We start from the raw sequence: 15,536 nt of genomic DNA on the forward strand, positions 1-15,536 counted from the left end.
TGGCTAAGCGGTCATCCATTCGCGATGTTATTGCCTTTCCCCAAAACACAAAGCGCTACTGACATGATGACGCAGGCGCCGTCGGAGGTAACGCCGCGCCAGCTTAAGGAACTTCACATTAAAACCGACGTAGTTGTAAAGAAACCAGGTTCGGCAAACTAGTGCCGGTGTGGGTGGCAAAACATTCCGCCCCGCAAAAACTTGCAAAGACCTGTAATCTTTGCTAAGATAAAGACGAAATAATTAAACAGTTTGGTTAAGTGCCCTGCTGTGTTCGTGTAAGCCCGGATGTTTTGAGCCAACACATACACTATGGGAGCCTAACTCTGATTATGGCATGTATGCCCCATACTCTTTTGGGGGACACATAAAGTAATCAGGAGGGCACCCACCTGCCGGGGGCAGGTTCAAAACAACGGCAATACGGCATGGTGGGGACTTATTTTGTCTTTTGCATGGAGTGATTGATCTTGCTACACCGTTTTATGCGTACCGAAATGCTTATCGGCAAGCAGGGTCTAAAAGGCGCTTGCCGCAAGCACTGTCGCCGTTTTCGGCGTCCGGCGGGGTAGGGTCTTATGCTGTTGAGGCATTGGCCCGCTCCGGTATTGGTCACTTGGTCTTAATTGACCATGATAAAGGTAAGCATAACGAATATTAACCGGCAAAATTCCCGCCCTTGACTCTACGGTCGGGTTGCCCTAAAGTACAGGTACTCAAACGGCGCATTGCCGATATCAACCCTGATTGCCGCGTTGAGGCCATTCAAGATTTTTACCGACCGGAAAAGCGGGACGAACTCATCCGCCCGGACTTTACCTATATCGTTGATGCTATAGATTCCATCAGTGCCAAAGTAGATCTTATTGCCACCGCCATCGCGCGTGGTATTCCGATTGTTTCCAGTATGGGGGCAGGCAACAAACTGGATCCCACGGCGCTGCGTTTGGCCGATATCAGTCAAACTCACACATGTCCTATGGCTAAGGTCGTGCGCAAACTTTTGCGGGAACGGGGAATTACCCGCAATTTAACAGTGGTTTTTTCCTGCGAAAAACCGATTGAGCCGCTGGCAGCCCATCCCGATGAACAGCACCTTAGGCGCCAGGTTCCTGGCAGTATTGCTTTTGTTCCGGCTACGGCTGGGCTGTTTTTAGCCAGCGCGGTAATAAATGCTATCTTAAAAAACGCTGACGACCATGCATAACAGCAATGGTCGTTTTTTTGTTTTAGCGGGGAATTTTGAGTAATATAGTAGGATTTTACCATTTTTGCCAGAATTAAAAATATATAAGCAAAACATTTGTTAGGAGTGATTGCGATGCGGGTTGTGGATTTACGCAGCGACACCGTGACGCTGCCGACGCCCGAGATGCGCCGGGCCATGTACGAGGCCGAGGTGGGCGACGACGTCTACCGCGAGGATCCTACAATTAACAGACTAGAAGAATTAGCCGCCCATATGACGGGAAAAGAAGCCGGGCTTTTTGTTACAAGCGGCACCATGGGTAATCAGGTTGCCGCCATGGTACATACGCAAAAAAGCGATGAAATTATCTGTGAGGCCGAATCCCATATTTACTATTACGAAGTAGGCGGCCTGGCCTGTCTGTCGGGGGCTCAGCCGCGGCCTATTGCGGCAAAACATGGCATCCTCACACCCGAGCTTATTCGCGGTGCCATCCGCAATCCAAGCGATGTCCACGTTCCCCGGACAGGACTGATTTGCCTGGAAAATACGCATAACCGGGCTGGCGGAACCGTATATCCGATGGATGTTCTGGCTGGCATCAAGGCTTTGGCTAAAGAGTACGGCATTCCCGTACATATGGACGGCGCGCGTATCTTTAATGCCGCGGTGGCCTTGAAAAAAGACGTCCGGGAAATTGCCCAGCATGCCGATACTGTGCAACTGTGTCTGTCTAAGGGGTTGGGCGCTCCCCGGTCCGGGTTCACTGCTGGTCGGACCGCAAGAACTTATTGACCGTGCCCGGCGGTATCGCAAAATGCTGGGCGGTGGCCTGCGGCAGGCAGGTATTCTGGCGGCGGCCGGTATTGTCGCCTTGGAGACCATGGTTGACCGGCTGGCGGAAGATCATCAGCACGCCCGCATGCTGGGCGAGGCCATGGCCGAGATGGGGCTAGCCATTGATTTGGAAACCGTGCAAACGAACATTGTCATTTTTGACGTTTCGTCCATCGATGTAACTGCTAATACATTTGTCGCCAAACTGCGGGAGAGAGGCATTAAGGTCAACGCCTTTGGTGAGTATAAGATCCGTATGGTGACACACTACGGTGTGACGCGCGAAGATATTCGATATACCGTGGATATTTTGGCCAAGCTAGTAAAGGGTGAATAAGGTGGATCTGTTTGCTTCCGTCCATTTGGCCGAGGCGGAAAAAAAGGCGCCGCTAGCAGTCCGCATGCGACCAAGGTCGCTAGACGAATTTGTCGGCCAGCAGCATTTGGTAGGTCCTGGCCGCTTCCTCCGGCGCATGCTGAAGGCCGGTACTCTCCCGTCGCTACTGCTGTTTGGTCCGCCGGGAACGGGAAAAACGACGCTGGCCTATTTGATTGCCAATGCGGCAGGTTGCCATTTTGAAAAACTCAATGCCGTGGCTGCCGGGGTTGCTGATGTCCGCAAGCAGGTTGAGGCGGCCCAGGAACGGCTCAAGCTGTATGGGCAGCGTACCATTTTGTTTATTGACGAAATACACCGCTTCAACAAAGGGCAACAGGACGCGCTGCTCCCGTTTGTGGAAGATGGCACCATAATTTTAATTGGGGCCACTACCGAAAACCCATATTTTGAGGTTAACTCACCGCTTTTGTCGCGGATGCGGATTACCAAGCTCCAGCCCCTTAGTGAAGAAGAGATCGTTCAAATCCTTGTACGTGCCCTAACCGACGAACGCGGACTGGGCGACCGTCGCTTGGCGTGGGACGAAGGTGCTTTGGGCCATTATTGCCCGCGCCTGCCGGCGGCGATGCCCCGTATTGCCCTTAATATACTGGAACAGGCGGCATGGCAGCTGGAAGAAACAGGGGAAGGCCGTATTACCGCTGCTGTCCTTGAAACTGTTATGGGCGAAAAAATTCATCGATATGATAAAAGTGGTGACAGCCATTATGATGTTATTTCCGCTTTCATCAAGAGCTTGCGCGGCTCTGACCCGGATGCGGCCCTACATTATCTGGCCCGCATGCTGGAAGCGGGGGAAGATGTGAATTTTATCGCCCGGCGCTTGGTCATCAGTGCCGCTGAAGACGTAGGCAACGCTGATCCGCAGGCCTTGATTATTGCTAATGCCGCGGCCCAGGCCGTTCATTTTATCGGCCTGCCGGAAGCGCGGATTATTCTGGCTCAGGCCGTTACTTACATCGCCTGTGCTCCCAAGAGTAACGCGGCCTATTTGGCTATTGAACAGGCTTTGGCTGATGTGCGCGGGAAAAACTACGGCGAGGTGCCGCTGCATTTGCGCGATGCCCATTATCGCGGCGCCAAAGCGCTTGGGCATGGCCAGGGTTATTTGTATCCCCACGACTATCCGGGTGGCTGGGTACGCCAGCAACATCTGCCCGCCCCGCTGGCCGGCACGGTCTATTACCGGCCCGGGCAGCTTGGGTACGAAAGGCAAATACGGCAACATTTGGAGCAGTTACGGGCCAGGCATAATGAAGATGGCAAAGTACCAGAATAATAGTGTGGATTGTTTAAGATAATTTACCATTAGGCTTTGACAATCTTATTTGTTTCTGCTATATTAATCTTGATAAAACCAATCGAAATACTCGGAAAAGCGGGAGAGGTTTTTGTGAAATTATCAACCAAAGGGCGTTATGGTGTGGCGGCCATGTACGATTTGGCCCTGCATTATGGTCAAGGTCCCATATCGCTGAAAAATGTGGCGAAACGTCAAGGAATATCCGAGCATTATCTCGAACAGCTCATGGGCATCCTGCGCAAAGCCGGCTATGTCAAGAGCGTTCGGGGCTCGCAGGGCGGCTATACGCTGACCAAAGATCCCGCGGAAATCACGGTTGGGGATATTATCCGCATTATGGAAGGCCCGATCGCTCCTGTTGATTGTCTGCTGACTGACAATAATAGTTGCAAGCGGGCCGATATATGCGTTACCCGCGGCGTTTGGGCCAAAGTGCGCGATAGCATAAGTCAGGTTTTAGATTCTATCTCGCTTGCCGATTTATGCCGGGAAGAAAAGGATAAGGGAGATGACAACAATGAAACGAATTTATTTTGACCACTCGGCGACAACGCCGGTCGATCCCGAGGTCGCCAAACTGATGATGGAGTATATGCTGGACAAGTTTGGCAATCCGTCCAGTATCCACGCTTACGGCCGCGAGGCCCGCAAAGCGGTGGAGGAAGCCAGAGAAAAAGTGGCGGCCCTGATTGGTGCTAACGCCAATGAAATCTTTTTTACCAGCGGCGGCACCGAAAGTGACAACTTAGCGATTAAGGGTGTTGCTTATGCCAACCGCAAGAAGGGCAATCATATTATCACGTCGGCCATAGAGCATCACGCCGTGCTCCATACCTGTGAGTACCTTGAAAAACAAGGCTACGTGGTTACTTATCTACCGGTGGACGAATATGGCATGGTCCGTGTTGAGGATCTAAAAAAGGCCATTACCGACAAGACCATTTTGATCAGTATCATGTTTGCCAACAACGAAGTAGGCACTATCCAACCTATCAAGGAGATTGGCCAAATCGCCCGCGAGAAAGGCATTTATTTCCACACCGATGCGGTCCAGGCAGCCGGCAACTATCCAATTGATGTAAAAGAATACAACATAGATTTGCTTACCCTGTCGGGACATAAGTTCCACGGCCCCAAAGGTATTGGTGCCCTGTACATTCGTCGCGGTGTGCGCATCGAGGCAATCCAGCACGGCGGTGGGCACGAGCGCAATATGCGGGCAGGAACGGAAAATGTGCCCGGTATTGTCGGACTGGGTAAAGCGGCCGAAATCGCCAAAAACGAGATGGCGCAAAAAATGGCTCATATACAGCGGCTGCGGGATAAGCTTATCCGCGAAACAATGGCCAAAATACCTCATGTGAAGCTTAATGGCCATCCTACGCAGCGCATGCCTGGCAATGCAAACTTTAGTTTTCATTATGTTGAAGGCGAGTCGCTGCTACTTAATCTTGATTTGAAAGGCATTGCTGCTTCCAGCGGTTCGGCCTGCACTTCCGGTTCGCTCGATCCTTCGCATGTTTTGCTGGCCATGGGCCTTTCGCACGAGGTAGCGCATGGTTCACTGCGTATTTCGCTGGGCCGGGGCAATACGGAAGAAGAAGTTGATTATTTCTTGACGGTAATGCCGGAAATTATCGAGCGGCTGCGCAGCATGTCGCCGCTGTACGGCAAGCAGCCGGCAGCTATGTCGTCGAATCCTTGCAGCCATTGTCATCATCATTAATTCATATGAATGGGAGAGAAACTAATGTATACCGAAAAAGTCATGGACCATTTCACCAACCCGCGCAATGTAGGTGAAATTGAGGACGCCAACGGCATTGGCGAAGTTGGCAACGCCAAATGCGGCGACATTATGCGCATCTATCTGAAAATTGAAAACGATATCATTAAAGACGTGAAATTTAAGACCTTTGGCTGCGGGGCCGCTATTGCCACCAGCAGCATGGTGACCGAGATGGTCAAGGGTAAGACCATCGACGAAGCGCTAAAAATATCCAACCAGGCTGTCGCCGAGGCTTTGGGCGGATTGCCGCCAGCCAAGATGCATTGCTCCAACTTGGCGGCTGATGCGCTGCACGAAGCGATTAAGGATTACCTTAATAAAAAAGGAAAGTGAGAGTATTCATGGGCGCAAAACCGAGAGTGGTTGTAGCCATGAGCGGAGGGGTGGACAGTTCGTTAACTGCCGCCCTTCTTGTCCATCAGGGCTATGATGTCATAGGGGTTACCATGCAAATATGGGAAAACGATTTGCCGGAAATAGATCCTGAACACCGGGGATGTTGCTCCTTATCAGCCGTTAACGATGCGAGACGGGTGGCGGACAAACTGGGCATTCCTTACTATGTACTTAATTTTCGCGAAATGTTTCAGGAAACGGTAGTAGACTATTTTATTCGCGAGTATGCCGCCGGCAAAACGCCCAATCCATGTATTGCCTGCAACCGGTATGTAAAGTTCGAAGGACTGCTGCAGAAGGCTTTGGCTCTTGATGCGCAATATGTCGCTACCGGTCATTATGCGCGGATTGAATATGATAAAGGCCGCGGCCGATATATTTTGCGGAAAGGGGTAGACCGGACAAAAGACCAGTCTTACGCTCTTTATCATCTTAACCAGCATACATTGCGCCACTTTCTTATGCCACTGGGCGAATATACCAAAGTACAAACACGGCAGATGGCCAGACAGTTCGGCCTGGCGGTGGCGGAAAAACCGGATAGCCAGGAAATATGCTTTATTCCTAATGACGATTATAAGAGTTTTTTGGAAGAAAAAGCGCCGGAAACGCTTCGACCGGGGAATATTGTTGATACCCATGGCCGGATTCTTGGCCGTCATAAGGGGTTGCCGCTTTACACTGTTGGCCAGCGCAAAGGGCTTGGCATCGCGGTAGGTAAACCGCTGTACGTCGTGGCTCTGGATTATGAGCGGAACGAGGTTATCGTCGGCTCCGACGAGGACGTATTTGCCAGTGAACTAATTGCCGAGGACCTAAATTTCATCACCGTTGACAAGCTTGCTTCGCCGCTGCGGGTAGCGGCAAAGATTCGCTATAGTGCGAGGGAAGCTCCGGCGACAATAACTCCGGAGAGAGAAGGTGCGGTTTATGTCAGGTTTGACGAGCCGCAGCGCGCCATTACCCCAGGACAATCGGTTGTATTTTATGACGGCGACACGGTGGTTGGCGGCGGGATTATCCGTAAGGCGATACGTTGATTAAAAAATAATAAACCGCCTCGTTTTTGGTCATAATAGTACTGCAATCTGTTTTGGAGGCCGGTTATGTATAAACTTCGAAATTTGATTGGCCTGCCGGTGCTCGAACTGGATACGGGTACAAAGATTGGCGAGGTTCAGGAAGTGATTGTGGATTTAGCCAGGGCGGCAGTATTAGGAATTGTGATCAATCAGACCAGTTGGTTCAGCGATGGGCAAGGTATCCTTTTTCAAAATTTATTTTGCATCGGTCGCGACGCTGTTATGGTGCGCAACAGAGATGCGCTGCTCGCTTTGACGGCTATGCCGGGGATCGACCAAGCTTGTCGGCTGCATGATGTGGTAGACAAGCAAATATTTACCGAGTGTGGTGTCAATTTGGGTCTACTGGCCGATATTGCCTTCGACCCGGGAACGGGTGAAATAACCGCTTACGAAATATCGAACGGAGTCTTCACCGATTTAGTTTATGGTCGTTCGATGATACCGTTGCCCCAGGCGCAAGTAGTTGGCGAAGATAAACTTATCGTCCCAGAGTCCATGGTGAACCTCTTGCATAACGAAGAGAAAAACTGACTGGGGGTGGGACTGTGACTGCTTGTCCAGTCTGCGGGCAGCGCACCATCGGTAAAGTAGGCGCTGACCAGTATTACTGTTCGGAATGTTGTGTCGAGTTTTTGATTCGTGGCGAAAACGTGAAAATCTTTAACGTGGAAACAGATGGAACATTAACTCTGTACAATCCTTTGCAGGATACTGCTGTAAATTTACAGGAGGGATAAAGATGCGCAAGTTTTGGCAGGGTTTGATTTGGGGAGGCCTACTAGGTTCGGTGCTAGGCGCCATCTTTGGTCCCCTGGTGAAACCGCAAAAAAAACCACTGGTGGAATGCAGCACCGATACGATCAAGGCTACGACCCGCGATTTAATGCGGCAGGCGCGCCGTACCCGCCGGCGGTTGATGAAAAAGTTGGATTGACGGAGACCGTACGGTCTCCTTTCTTATTGAGGTGTAGGAATGGTGATTACTAAGCGGACCTTGCGGCTGGGCATAATTCTGATTGCCCTCATACTGCTTGGCTATTTTCTGTGGCGGGTACGTAGCGGCCTTTATCCATTTATCCTCGCCTTTTTGCTCGCTTACCTCCTAAATCCCGCCGTCTGCTATCTGGAAAACCATGGGTTAAGACGGATATGGGCCATTGCCGTCGTATACGCCGTTTTATTTAGCATTATTATTCTTGGCGGCAGCCGGCTCGTTCCGCTGCTGATCCGGGAAATTGAAGCCTTTGGCCGCGATTTTCCTGCCATTGTTGCCCGTGTGGAAGATTTGGCGCAGGCGCTGCAGTGGCAATACCAAAATTCGGTGCTGCCTTACTCCCTCCGTCAGGCCCTGGACAAAACGCTGCTTCTACTGCAAGGCGAAGTGCAGGCTTTCGTCTCTGGTCTGGTCGGCGGCATCATTACTTTGCTCAGCCATTTTATCGGTTTGGCGATTACGCCTATTTTGGCCTTTTATATGCTCCATGACTGGCATGAAATCAAGGAGAGACTGCTGTTTTTACTGCCGCCTTACTGGCGGCATGAAGCAGTAATGATTTTTCGCGACGTGGATAAAGTGTTGGCCGGCGTCATTCGCGGCCAGATTACGGTGGCCATCATTGTAGGACTGCTGGTGAGTCTGGGATTATATTTGCTGAATGTCCGGTATGCGCTGATGATTGGCATTATCGCCGGCCTCCTTGACGTTATTCCTTACTTCGGCGCCTTTATTGGCGCATCGCCGGCCGTGACCCTGGCGCTGCTCGAGTCGCCGTGGCTGGCGCTGAAAGTAGGTATACTTTTTTTGGTCATACATCAGCTTGAAGGCACAGTTATCGGGCCCAAAGTACTGGGCGAAAATGTTGGTCTTCATCCTTTGTCAGTGATTTTCGCTTTATTTGTCGGTGGCGAGCTGGCAGGGCTTGCGGGCATGCTGCTTGGTGTTCCGGTTGCCGCTCTGGCCAAGGTCTTCGGCCGCCATCTGGTTCGCATCTTGGGGTAACCGGACAGGAACCACCAATTATTGACAATAGTACATAAATTATGTATAATGCCTAAAAGATGGGGCTCCCTGAAGCTTTAGTGGAGGATGATCGCTTTGACCGGAAACGAGCTGCGTAAGAAGTTTCTGCAGTTTTTTGCTAGTAAAGACCATCTCGTATTACCGAGTGCATCATTGATACCTGAGAATGACCCGACATTGCTCTTGATTGGCGCAGGCATGGCGCCCTTTAAACCTTTTTTCACCGGTAAAATGAAGCCGCCGCATCCGCGGATTGCTACCTGCCAAAAATGCGTGCGTACCGGTGACATCGAAAATGTGGGGCGTACGGCCCGCCATCATACTTTTTTTGAAATGCTGGGAAATTTCTCTTTTGGCGATTATTTTAAACGGGAAGCTATCACTTGGTCGTGGGAATTTATTACCGAACACCTTAATCTGCCTAAGGACAAGCTGTGGATTACGATCCATACGGAAGACGACGAGGCCTTTGAAATTTGGCACAAGGAAGTGGGTGTACCAGTTGACCGCATTGTCCGCCTCGAAGATAACTTTTGGGAAATCGGGCCAGGCCCATGCGGTCCCTGTTCAGAAATTCATATCGACTTGGGTGAGGAGCGGGGCTGCGGCAAGCCCGATTGCCGTGTAGGCTGCAGCTGTGACCGCTATCTGGAAATCTGGAACCTGGTCTTTACCCAATATGACCGTGACGAAGAGGGTAACTATACGCCACTGGCCAAAAAAAACATTGATACCGGGGCGGGCCTGGAACGGATTGCCTCCGTACTCCAGAATAAACGGTCCAACTTTGAGACTGACCTGCTGTTCCCCATTATTGAACATACGGCTAAAGTTGCCGGTGTCACTTATGGGGAATCAGCCAAAACCGATGTTTCGCTCAAGGTTATCGCCGACCATGGGCGGAGCCTGACGATTATGATTGCTGACGGCGTCTTGCCCTCCAACGAAGGCCGGGGTTATGTGCTTCGCCGCATTTTGCGCCGCGCCGTCCGCCATGGCCGCCTCTTGGGCATTGACAAACCCTTTCTAGCTGATATTGTCGACGTGGTGGCTAACATATTTGCTGAACCTTATCCCGAAATCAATGATAAAAAAGCTTACATCAAAAAGGTCGTTCAACTGGAAGAGGAACGGTTTAACGCTACACTGGCCCAAGGCATGGAACTTTTAAACAGCCATATTCGCGTTTTAAAAGAGAGCGGCAAAACCGTTTTAGACGGCGCCACCGGTTTTAAACTGTACGATACCTTTGGTTTTCCGTGGGAATTGACGCAGGAAATTTTGGCTGAGCATGATATGGAACTCGATAGGGCTGGCTTTGACCAGGCCATGGATGAACAGCGGCAAAGAGCTCGCGCCGCCCGCCAGGAGAATGAGGAACGGGTGGTTGTTCCCGATTTGTCCGGCCTTGTCACACAAGAGCTCAAGTACGACCCGCAGGCCGAAAGCGCCAGGGTTGTCCTGGTGTTGCAGGACGGCAAGGTTGTCGAAGCGGCCCATGACGGCCAGGAAGTGGCGCTAATCCTTGATGTGACGCCGTTCTATGCCGAAGGGGGCGGGCAGGTTGGCGACAGCGGCACGCTAACCGCCCAATATGGCACGGTTGCGGTTGTAACGGCTAGGAAGCTCCCAGACGGCACCATTTATCATGTGGGCAGCGTTACTGAAGGAACAATTAAACCTGGCGATATGGTAAAAATAGCTGTGGATGCGGCCAGACGCCGTGACGCCTCCCGCAACCATACGGCTACCCATTTACTGCATGCCGCGCTGAAAAAGGTGTTAGGCGAACATGTCAACCAAGCCGGCTCCTATGTGGGGCCTGATCGCTTGCGCTTTGACTTTTCCCATTTTGCCCCGGTCACGGTCGAGCAGCTGGCGGAAGTTGAGAATATGGTCAATGAGGTTATTCTCCGCAATATTGCGGTCGGCCGCATTGAGACAACACAGGAATTGGCCAGGGAAATGGGAGCGACGGCCCTGTTTGGGGAAAAATACGGTGAACGGGTCTCGGTAGTCATCATTGATGATTTCAGCAAAGAACTTTGCGGTGGTACCCATGTGAGCAGTACGGCCGAAATTGGCCAATTCAAAATTGTAAGTGAAACAGGTATCGGATCGGGTATCAGGCGGATTGAAGCTGTTACCGGCTACGCAGCGCTTGAGTATATTCGTTCTCGGGAAGAAATTCTGCAGGCGGCGGCGTTAGCGCTTAAGAGCCGTCCTGAGGACCTAGTCGGCCGGATTGACGGAGTGCTGGCGCGGGTTAAGGATTTGGAAAAAGAACTTGCGGCGCTAAAGACTAAGCTGGCGAAGTTTGCGGTTGAGGATTTACTTGCCAATAAAAAGGAAATTAACGGGGTTGCTTTGGTCGCTGGCCAGGTGGACGCGGCTGATATGGACGACCTCCGTTCTACGGCTGATTTAGTGCGTGACCGCTTGCGCTCAGGTGTCGTTGCTCTCGGTGCCGTGACCGGCGAAAAAGTCAACTTTGTTGTTATGGCGACGGCAGACGCGGTCGCCAGGGGAGTTCATGCCGGCAATATTATCAAGGAAATGGCGAAGGTCGCCGGTGGCGGCGGCGGCGGTCGCCCCGATATGGCGCAGGCCGGCGGCAAGCAGCCGGCCAAGCTGGCTGACGCCCTCCGCATCGCCCAAGAAGTTATGGGCCGTCAAATAAAATAGTAACTACCGGCAAAGGGCGGGTTATACCCGCCCTCAAAATCTTTACTTTTATCCAGGTGGCAATAGGAAAATTTTAGTGATGGTAGAATATAATGGAATTAGGAAGGAGATACTAATAGGGAGGGGATGACGCATGACCAATTTATCGGAACAAACGATGATGTTTCGTGTAGATAATGAAGAAAATAACGCGGCTGCCTTTATTATTAACACGGTGTATCAGGCCCTCAAAGAAAAAGGTTACAACCCGATAAATCAAATGGTCGGTTATTTGTTATCCGGTGATCCTACCTACATCACCAGCCATAACAATGCGCGCGGTCTAATTCGTAAACTTGAACGGGACGAACTGCTCGAAGAATTGGTGCGGGCTTACCTGAAGGACAAATAATGGAATATCGGGAATTGGGCCGAACCGGTATCATAGTGTCCCGTTTGTGTTTTGGGGCCCTTACCATTGGACCGCTGCAGGCCGGATTACCTCTGCAGGAAGGCGCCGCCGTTATGGAAGCGGCACTGGCGGCAGGGGTTAATTTTATTGATACGGCCGAACTATACCAAACTTATCCTTATATTCGCCAAGCCATAAGGCGCTGTCCAGACAAGGTAATTATCGCTTCTAAGTCTTACGCTTTTACCTACGAGGGCATGCGGGAAAGCGTCATCAGCGCCTGTAACGGCATCGGCCGTGATTATATCGACATCTTCATGCTGCACGAGCAGACTTCGCGCTTAACCCTGAAAGGCCATCAGGACGCGTTGCGTTATCTAACAGAAGCCAAGCGAGCGGGACGGATCCGGGCGGTCGGGGTATCCACGCATACGGTGGAAGTTGTCCGGGTCGCGGCTTTGATGGACGAAATCGATGTCATCCATCCTATTTTAAATATCCACGGAATAGGCATTTGCGACGGTACGCGGGAGGAAATGCTGGCGGCTGTCGCTTTTGCTGCGGCGCAGGGAAAGGGAGTATATACCATGAAGGCCCTTGGCGGTGGTCATTTGACCGGGATGGCCGAAGAAGCACTGCGTTGGGCAATGAACCAGAGCGGCGTAAGCGCCGTGGCAGTCGGCATGCAGACAACCGACGAGGTGGCGTATAATGTTGCCATCTTTAATGGACAAGCCCCCGATGCCGCTTTACGGGCAAAAGTGGATGCCCGACAGCGCCGTCTCCTCGTAGAGGATTGGTGTGTGGGTTGTGGGCGCTGTGCTGGCAAATGTCCAATGCAAGCTATCACCATAGTTGATGGTATGGCGGTCGTAGACCATAGTAAGTGCGTGCTGTGCGGTTACTGCGGTGCCCATTGTCCGGAATTTTGCCTGAAAATTATTTAGGCCGCTATAGTGGTAATAAACAGGGGGTACTATGCGCATACTAGCACTTGACGTAGGAGAAAAAACTATTGGGGCTGCCGTGAGTGACGAGCTGCTTTTGACGGCCCAGGGCGTAGAAGTTATTCGCCGTATGTCGCCTGAAGCGGACATGGCGCGTATTCGGGAACTGGCGGAGCATTTTGAGGCTACCGTCATCATTGTAGGCCTTCCCAAGAACATGAATGGCACGATTGGCCCGCAGGGGGAAAAAGTAAAAGCCTTCGCTAGCGAACTGCAAAATTATCTTGCCGGGATAGAAGTGCGACTCTGGGACGAGCGATTGTCTACCGTGGCGGCTGAGCGTTCCCTGATCGCCGCCGACGTGCGGCGGGCCAAACGTCGACAAGTTATTGACAAAATGGCGGCTGTGTTTATTCTGCAGGGATATTTGGACAGTCTGTCCCGTAAGGGATGAATTTCCTTGACAGAAGGATTTTTCTAAGCTAAAATGACATTAATTTAACAGATGAGGTGAAGAAATTGGCTGACATTGAACGTGACGATAACCTCGGTGAATTTGAAATTATTGAGTTCGAAGATGAAGAAGGCAACAAAGAACAGTTTATACAGGAAATGATTATTGAGATCGGCGAGAAGCGCTTTGCTATCCTGGTGCCTTTTAACGAAGAAGGGGATTGCTGCTGCGACGGCGAGCCTTGCGACTGCGATGAAGAAGGAACCGATGCCTTTATCGCCCGTATTGACAAGGGCGAAGACGGCGAAGATATTTATGTCGATCCTACCGATGAAGAATATGAGCAAGTCCTGCAGGCCTACGAAGAACTACTGGCCGAAGAGGAAACGGAAGCCTAAACGGCTTCTTTTTTCTTTGGCCGTTGTGTATAATATAGGCACAGCAAGCGAGGTGACAACTAATGTGGCAGAGATTTGGCAATAAACTGGTGCTGTTTTTTATATTTCTTGCCTTCGCCGTCGGTATGATTACCTATGGCTTGGCCCGGCCAGTAAGTTCGGCGAACGCTCCTGTGCTGATAACCGTGGAGCCAGGGATGACGACTAACGATATTGGGATGCTGCTTAAGCAGCGCGGCCTCATTTTAAACGAACTTCTCTTTCGTGTATTGGCAAAAATCGAGGGGCTGGACGGTTCGTTGCAGGCCGGTGAATATCAAATAACTCCTTCTATGACGGTTCGCCAGATTATCGATATGCTGGCCAGAGGGGAGACAGCCTACCGGCAATTTACCATACCGGAAGGCTTTACCGTCGACCAGGTGGCAGCGCTGCTAGAGCAGCATAAAATTAGCGACGCCTCGCAGTTTAAATCCTTGGCCCGCGCTTACGTTCCTTATGACTATATGACCGCCGGTGAGGGGACGCTATATACGGTGGAAGGTTTTTTATTTCCTGACACCTACCGGGTTGCCAGCGGCGCGACCGCGGAGGACATTCTCAAAATGCTGACAAAGCAGTTTGACCGGCAGTTTACGCCAGCCATGCGGGCCAGAGCGGCCGAACTAAACCTGTCAATCCGCGAGGTAATTATCCTGGCTTCGCTGGTGGAAAAAGAGGCGCAGCTGGAAAGAGAACGGCCGATTATCGCCAGCGTCTTTTTCAACCGGCTAAAACAGGGGATGCCCCTCCAGTCTTGTGCCACCATACAGTATATTCTTGGTTATCCCAAACCGGAGCTTACTGTCCAGGATACCCAGATCGTGTCGCCTTATAACACTTACCAGCATAGCGGTTTGCCGCCGGGGCCTATTGCTAACCCTGGATTGGCATCTATTCAGGCTGTCCTTTATCCAGCCGAGACAGATTATCTTTACTTCGTTGCCGATAAAAGCGGGGCTCACCGTTTCAGCAGGACATATGACGAACATTTAGCAGCAATTGAACAGGTTGGTAAAAACTGATATGGATGATTACACGGCTTTGCTGTTGGAACTGGAAGATTATGCATCCCGCTGCGGCATACCCATTATTGGTCAGGTGGGGGCTGCACTGCTGTGCCAGGCGGCGGTCGAACGCCAGCCCAAGCAGATTCTGGAAGTGGGTACGGCAATTGGCTATTCCACCCTGTTGCTGCTTGGGGCTGTACCGGAGGCCCGAATTGTTACCATCGAGATAAATCGCCAGCGGTGGGAAAAAGCCCGGGAGATGATTGCTCGGGCTGGTGCTGTCGGGCGGGTGAGGCTGCTGTTGGGCGACGCCGGTGCGCTGCTGCCAGACCTCGACGGGCCATTTGATTTTGTCTTTCTGGATGCGGCCAAAGGGCAATATCTTGATTACTTGATGAAATTATTGGACAAGCTGAGCGATGGGGCCGTGGTCGTAGCTGATAATGTTTTGTTTCGCGGCTGGGTTCGCTCCGCAAGAGTTGTGCCGCGGCGCTATCGTACTCTGGTGAAGCGGTTACGGGAATTTTTGGCCTTTATTACGACTGACCCACGTTTTACCACTACCATCTGCGATATCGGCGACGGTGTCGCCA

The 15,536-nt window shown here is 51.5% G+C and carries 19 protein-coding genes and 1 other RNA gene; all 20 read left to right on the forward strand.

The window, feature by feature from the left end; all coding sequences use genetic code 11:
• The first annotated feature begins 259 nt into the window (after window positions 1-259).
• A non-coding RNA gene (gene ssrS / locus TCARDRAFT_RS15140) (6S RNA) lies at window positions 260-442 on the forward strand.
• A 237-nt stretch (window positions 443-679) separates the two neighbouring features.
• Window positions 680-1,207: a tRNA threonylcarbamoyladenosine dehydratase gene (locus TCARDRAFT_RS13790; protein ID WP_007290590.1), complete on the forward strand. Its 528-nt coding sequence runs from the start codon at window positions 680-682 to the stop codon at window positions 1,205-1,207.
• A 114-nt stretch (window positions 1,208-1,321) separates the two neighbouring features.
• Window positions 1,322-1,984: a threonine aldolase family protein gene (locus TCARDRAFT_RS16250; RefSeq protein ID WP_007290591.1), complete on the forward strand. Its 663-nt coding sequence runs from the start codon at window positions 1,322-1,324 to the stop codon at window positions 1,982-1,984.
• A 22-nt stretch (window positions 1,985-2,006) separates the two neighbouring features.
• Entirely contained in the window at window positions 2,007-2,363 is a 357-nt protein-coding gene (locus tag TCARDRAFT_RS16255) for a beta-eliminating lyase-related protein (protein ID WP_269635018.1), read from the forward strand.
• A 1-nt stretch (window position 2,364) separates the two neighbouring features.
• Window positions 2,365-3,705, forward strand: a complete 1,341-nt coding sequence (locus tag TCARDRAFT_RS13800; RefSeq protein ID WP_007290593.1) for a replication-associated recombination protein A — start codon at window positions 2,365-2,367, stop codon at window positions 3,703-3,705.
• A gap of 114 nt (window positions 3,706-3,819) precedes the next feature.
• Window positions 3,820-4,266, forward strand: a complete 447-nt coding sequence (locus TCARDRAFT_RS13805) for an RrF2 family transcriptional regulator (RefSeq protein ID WP_007290594.1) — start codon at window positions 3,820-3,822, stop codon at window positions 4,264-4,266.
• Window positions 4,247-5,455, forward strand: a complete 1,209-nt coding sequence (nifS, locus tag TCARDRAFT_RS13810) for a cysteine desulfurase NifS (RefSeq protein ID WP_007290595.1) — start codon at window positions 4,247-4,249, stop codon at window positions 5,453-5,455. The genes TCARDRAFT_RS13805 and nifS overlap by 20 nt, the downstream gene beginning before the upstream one ends.
• A 24-nt stretch (window positions 5,456-5,479) precedes the next feature.
• Window positions 5,480-5,851, forward strand: a complete 372-nt coding sequence (nifU, locus tag TCARDRAFT_RS13815) for a Fe-S cluster assembly scaffold protein NifU (protein ID WP_007290596.1) — start codon at window positions 5,480-5,482, stop codon at window positions 5,849-5,851.
• An 8-nt stretch (window positions 5,852-5,859) separates the two neighbouring features.
• Window positions 5,860-6,954, forward strand: a complete 1,095-nt coding sequence (mnmA, locus tag TCARDRAFT_RS13820; protein WP_007290597.1) for a tRNA 2-thiouridine(34) synthase MnmA — start codon at window positions 5,860-5,862, stop codon at window positions 6,952-6,954.
• 66 nt (window positions 6,955-7,020) lie between these two features.
• The gene (locus tag TCARDRAFT_RS13825; RefSeq protein ID WP_007290598.1) at window positions 7,021-7,530 is read left to right on the forward strand and encodes a PRC-barrel domain-containing protein; all 510 of its coding nucleotides are present in this window, start codon (window positions 7,021-7,023) and stop codon (window positions 7,528-7,530) included.
• A 14-nt stretch (window positions 7,531-7,544) separates the two neighbouring features.
• The gene (locus TCARDRAFT_RS15145; RefSeq protein WP_071934035.1) at window positions 7,545-7,736 is read left to right on the forward strand and encodes a hypothetical protein; all 192 of its coding nucleotides are present in this window, start codon (window positions 7,545-7,547) and stop codon (window positions 7,734-7,736) included.
• A 2-nt stretch (window positions 7,737-7,738) separates the two neighbouring features.
• A complete protein-coding gene (locus tag TCARDRAFT_RS13830) occupies window positions 7,739-7,933 on the forward strand; it encodes a hypothetical protein (RefSeq protein ID WP_040683488.1) in 195 nt (64 codons plus the stop codon).
• Between the two features lie 39 nt (window positions 7,934-7,972).
• Window positions 7,973-8,998, forward strand: coding sequence for an AI-2E family transporter (locus TCARDRAFT_RS13835; RefSeq protein WP_007290599.1), 1,026 nt, complete (start codon window positions 7,973-7,975; stop codon window positions 8,996-8,998).
• Window positions 8,999-9,085: 87 nt separating this feature from the next.
• Window positions 9,086-11,704 carry an alanine--tRNA ligase gene (gene alaS / locus TCARDRAFT_RS13840; protein ID WP_040683489.1) on the forward strand — a complete coding sequence of 873 codons (2,619 nt, stop codon included), beginning with the start codon at window positions 9,086-9,088 and terminating at the stop codon, window positions 11,702-11,704.
• Window positions 11,705-11,837: 133 nt separating this feature from the next.
• Window positions 11,838-12,095, forward strand: coding sequence for an IreB family regulatory phosphoprotein (locus TCARDRAFT_RS13845; RefSeq protein ID WP_007290601.1), 258 nt, complete (start codon window positions 11,838-11,840; stop codon window positions 12,093-12,095).
• On the forward strand, window positions 12,095-13,042 hold the full coding sequence (locus TCARDRAFT_RS13850; RefSeq protein WP_007290602.1) for an aldo/keto reductase: 948 nt from the start codon (window positions 12,095-12,097) through the stop codon (window positions 13,040-13,042). The genes TCARDRAFT_RS13845 and TCARDRAFT_RS13850 overlap by 1 nt, the downstream gene beginning before the upstream one ends.
• Before the next feature lie 31 nt (window positions 13,043-13,073).
• Window positions 13,074-13,496 (forward strand): Holliday junction resolvase RuvX, encoded by a 423-nt coding sequence (gene ruvX, locus TCARDRAFT_RS13855; protein WP_007290603.1) that lies wholly within the window; start codon window positions 13,074-13,076, stop codon window positions 13,494-13,496.
• Window positions 13,497-13,552: 56 nt separating this feature from the next.
• Window positions 13,553-13,894: a DUF1292 domain-containing protein gene (locus tag TCARDRAFT_RS13860; protein ID WP_408643058.1), complete on the forward strand. Its 342-nt coding sequence runs from the start codon at window positions 13,553-13,555 to the stop codon at window positions 13,892-13,894.
• Window positions 13,895-13,956: 62 nt separating this feature from the next.
• A complete protein-coding gene (gene mltG / locus TCARDRAFT_RS13865; RefSeq protein ID WP_007290605.1) occupies window positions 13,957-14,958 on the forward strand; it encodes an endolytic transglycosylase MltG in 1,002 nt (333 codons plus the stop codon).
• A 1-nt stretch (window position 14,959) separates the two neighbouring features.
• The coding region (locus tag TCARDRAFT_RS13870) for an O-methyltransferase (RefSeq protein ID WP_040683490.1) at window positions 14,960-15,536 on the forward strand (577 nt) is incomplete at its 3' end.

The organism is Thermosinus carboxydivorans Nor1 (genome assembly GCF_000169155.1).
Taxonomy (GTDB): Bacteria; Bacillota; Negativicutes; order Sporomusales; family Thermosinaceae; genus Thermosinus; species Thermosinus carboxydivorans.

What these genes read in the sequence shown, in the direction of transcription:
- TCARDRAFT_RS16250 (WP_007290591.1), top strand. Translation starts at nt 1,322, where the DNA reads ATGCGGGTTGTGGATTTACGCAGCGACACCGTGACGCTGCCGACGCCC.
- TCARDRAFT_RS16255 (WP_269635018.1), top strand. Translation starts at nt 2,007, where the DNA reads ATGCTGGGCGGTGGCCTGCGGCAGGCAGGTATTCTGGCGGCGGCCGGT.
- nifS (WP_007290595.1), top strand. Translation starts at nt 4,247, where the DNA reads ATGAAACGAATTTATTTTGACCACTCGGCGACAACGCCGGTCGATCCC.
- nifU (WP_007290596.1), top strand. Translation starts at nt 5,480, where the DNA reads ATGTATACCGAAAAAGTCATGGACCATTTCACCAACCCGCGCAATGTA.
- mnmA (WP_007290597.1), top strand. Translation starts at nt 5,860, where the DNA reads ATGGGCGCAAAACCGAGAGTGGTTGTAGCCATGAGCGGAGGGGTGGAC.
- TCARDRAFT_RS13825 (WP_007290598.1), top strand. Translation starts at nt 7,021, where the DNA reads ATGTATAAACTTCGAAATTTGATTGGCCTGCCGGTGCTCGAACTGGAT.
- TCARDRAFT_RS13830 (WP_040683488.1), top strand. Translation starts at nt 7,739, where the DNA reads ATGCGCAAGTTTTGGCAGGGTTTGATTTGGGGAGGCCTACTAGGTTCG.
- TCARDRAFT_RS13835 (WP_007290599.1), top strand. Translation starts at nt 7,973, where the DNA reads ATGGTGATTACTAAGCGGACCTTGCGGCTGGGCATAATTCTGATTGCC.
- alaS (WP_040683489.1), top strand. Translation starts at nt 9,086, where the DNA reads ATGATCGCTTTGACCGGAAACGAGCTGCGTAAGAAGTTTCTGCAGTTT.
- TCARDRAFT_RS13845 (WP_007290601.1), top strand. Translation starts at nt 11,838, where the DNA reads ATGACCAATTTATCGGAACAAACGATGATGTTTCGTGTAGATAATGAA.
- TCARDRAFT_RS13850 (WP_007290602.1), top strand. Translation starts at nt 12,095, where the DNA reads ATGGAATATCGGGAATTGGGCCGAACCGGTATCATAGTGTCCCGTTTG.
- ruvX (WP_007290603.1), top strand. Translation starts at nt 13,074, where the DNA reads ATGCGCATACTAGCACTTGACGTAGGAGAAAAAACTATTGGGGCTGCC.
- mltG (WP_007290605.1), top strand. Translation starts at nt 13,957, where the DNA reads ATGTGGCAGAGATTTGGCAATAAACTGGTGCTGTTTTTTATATTTCTT.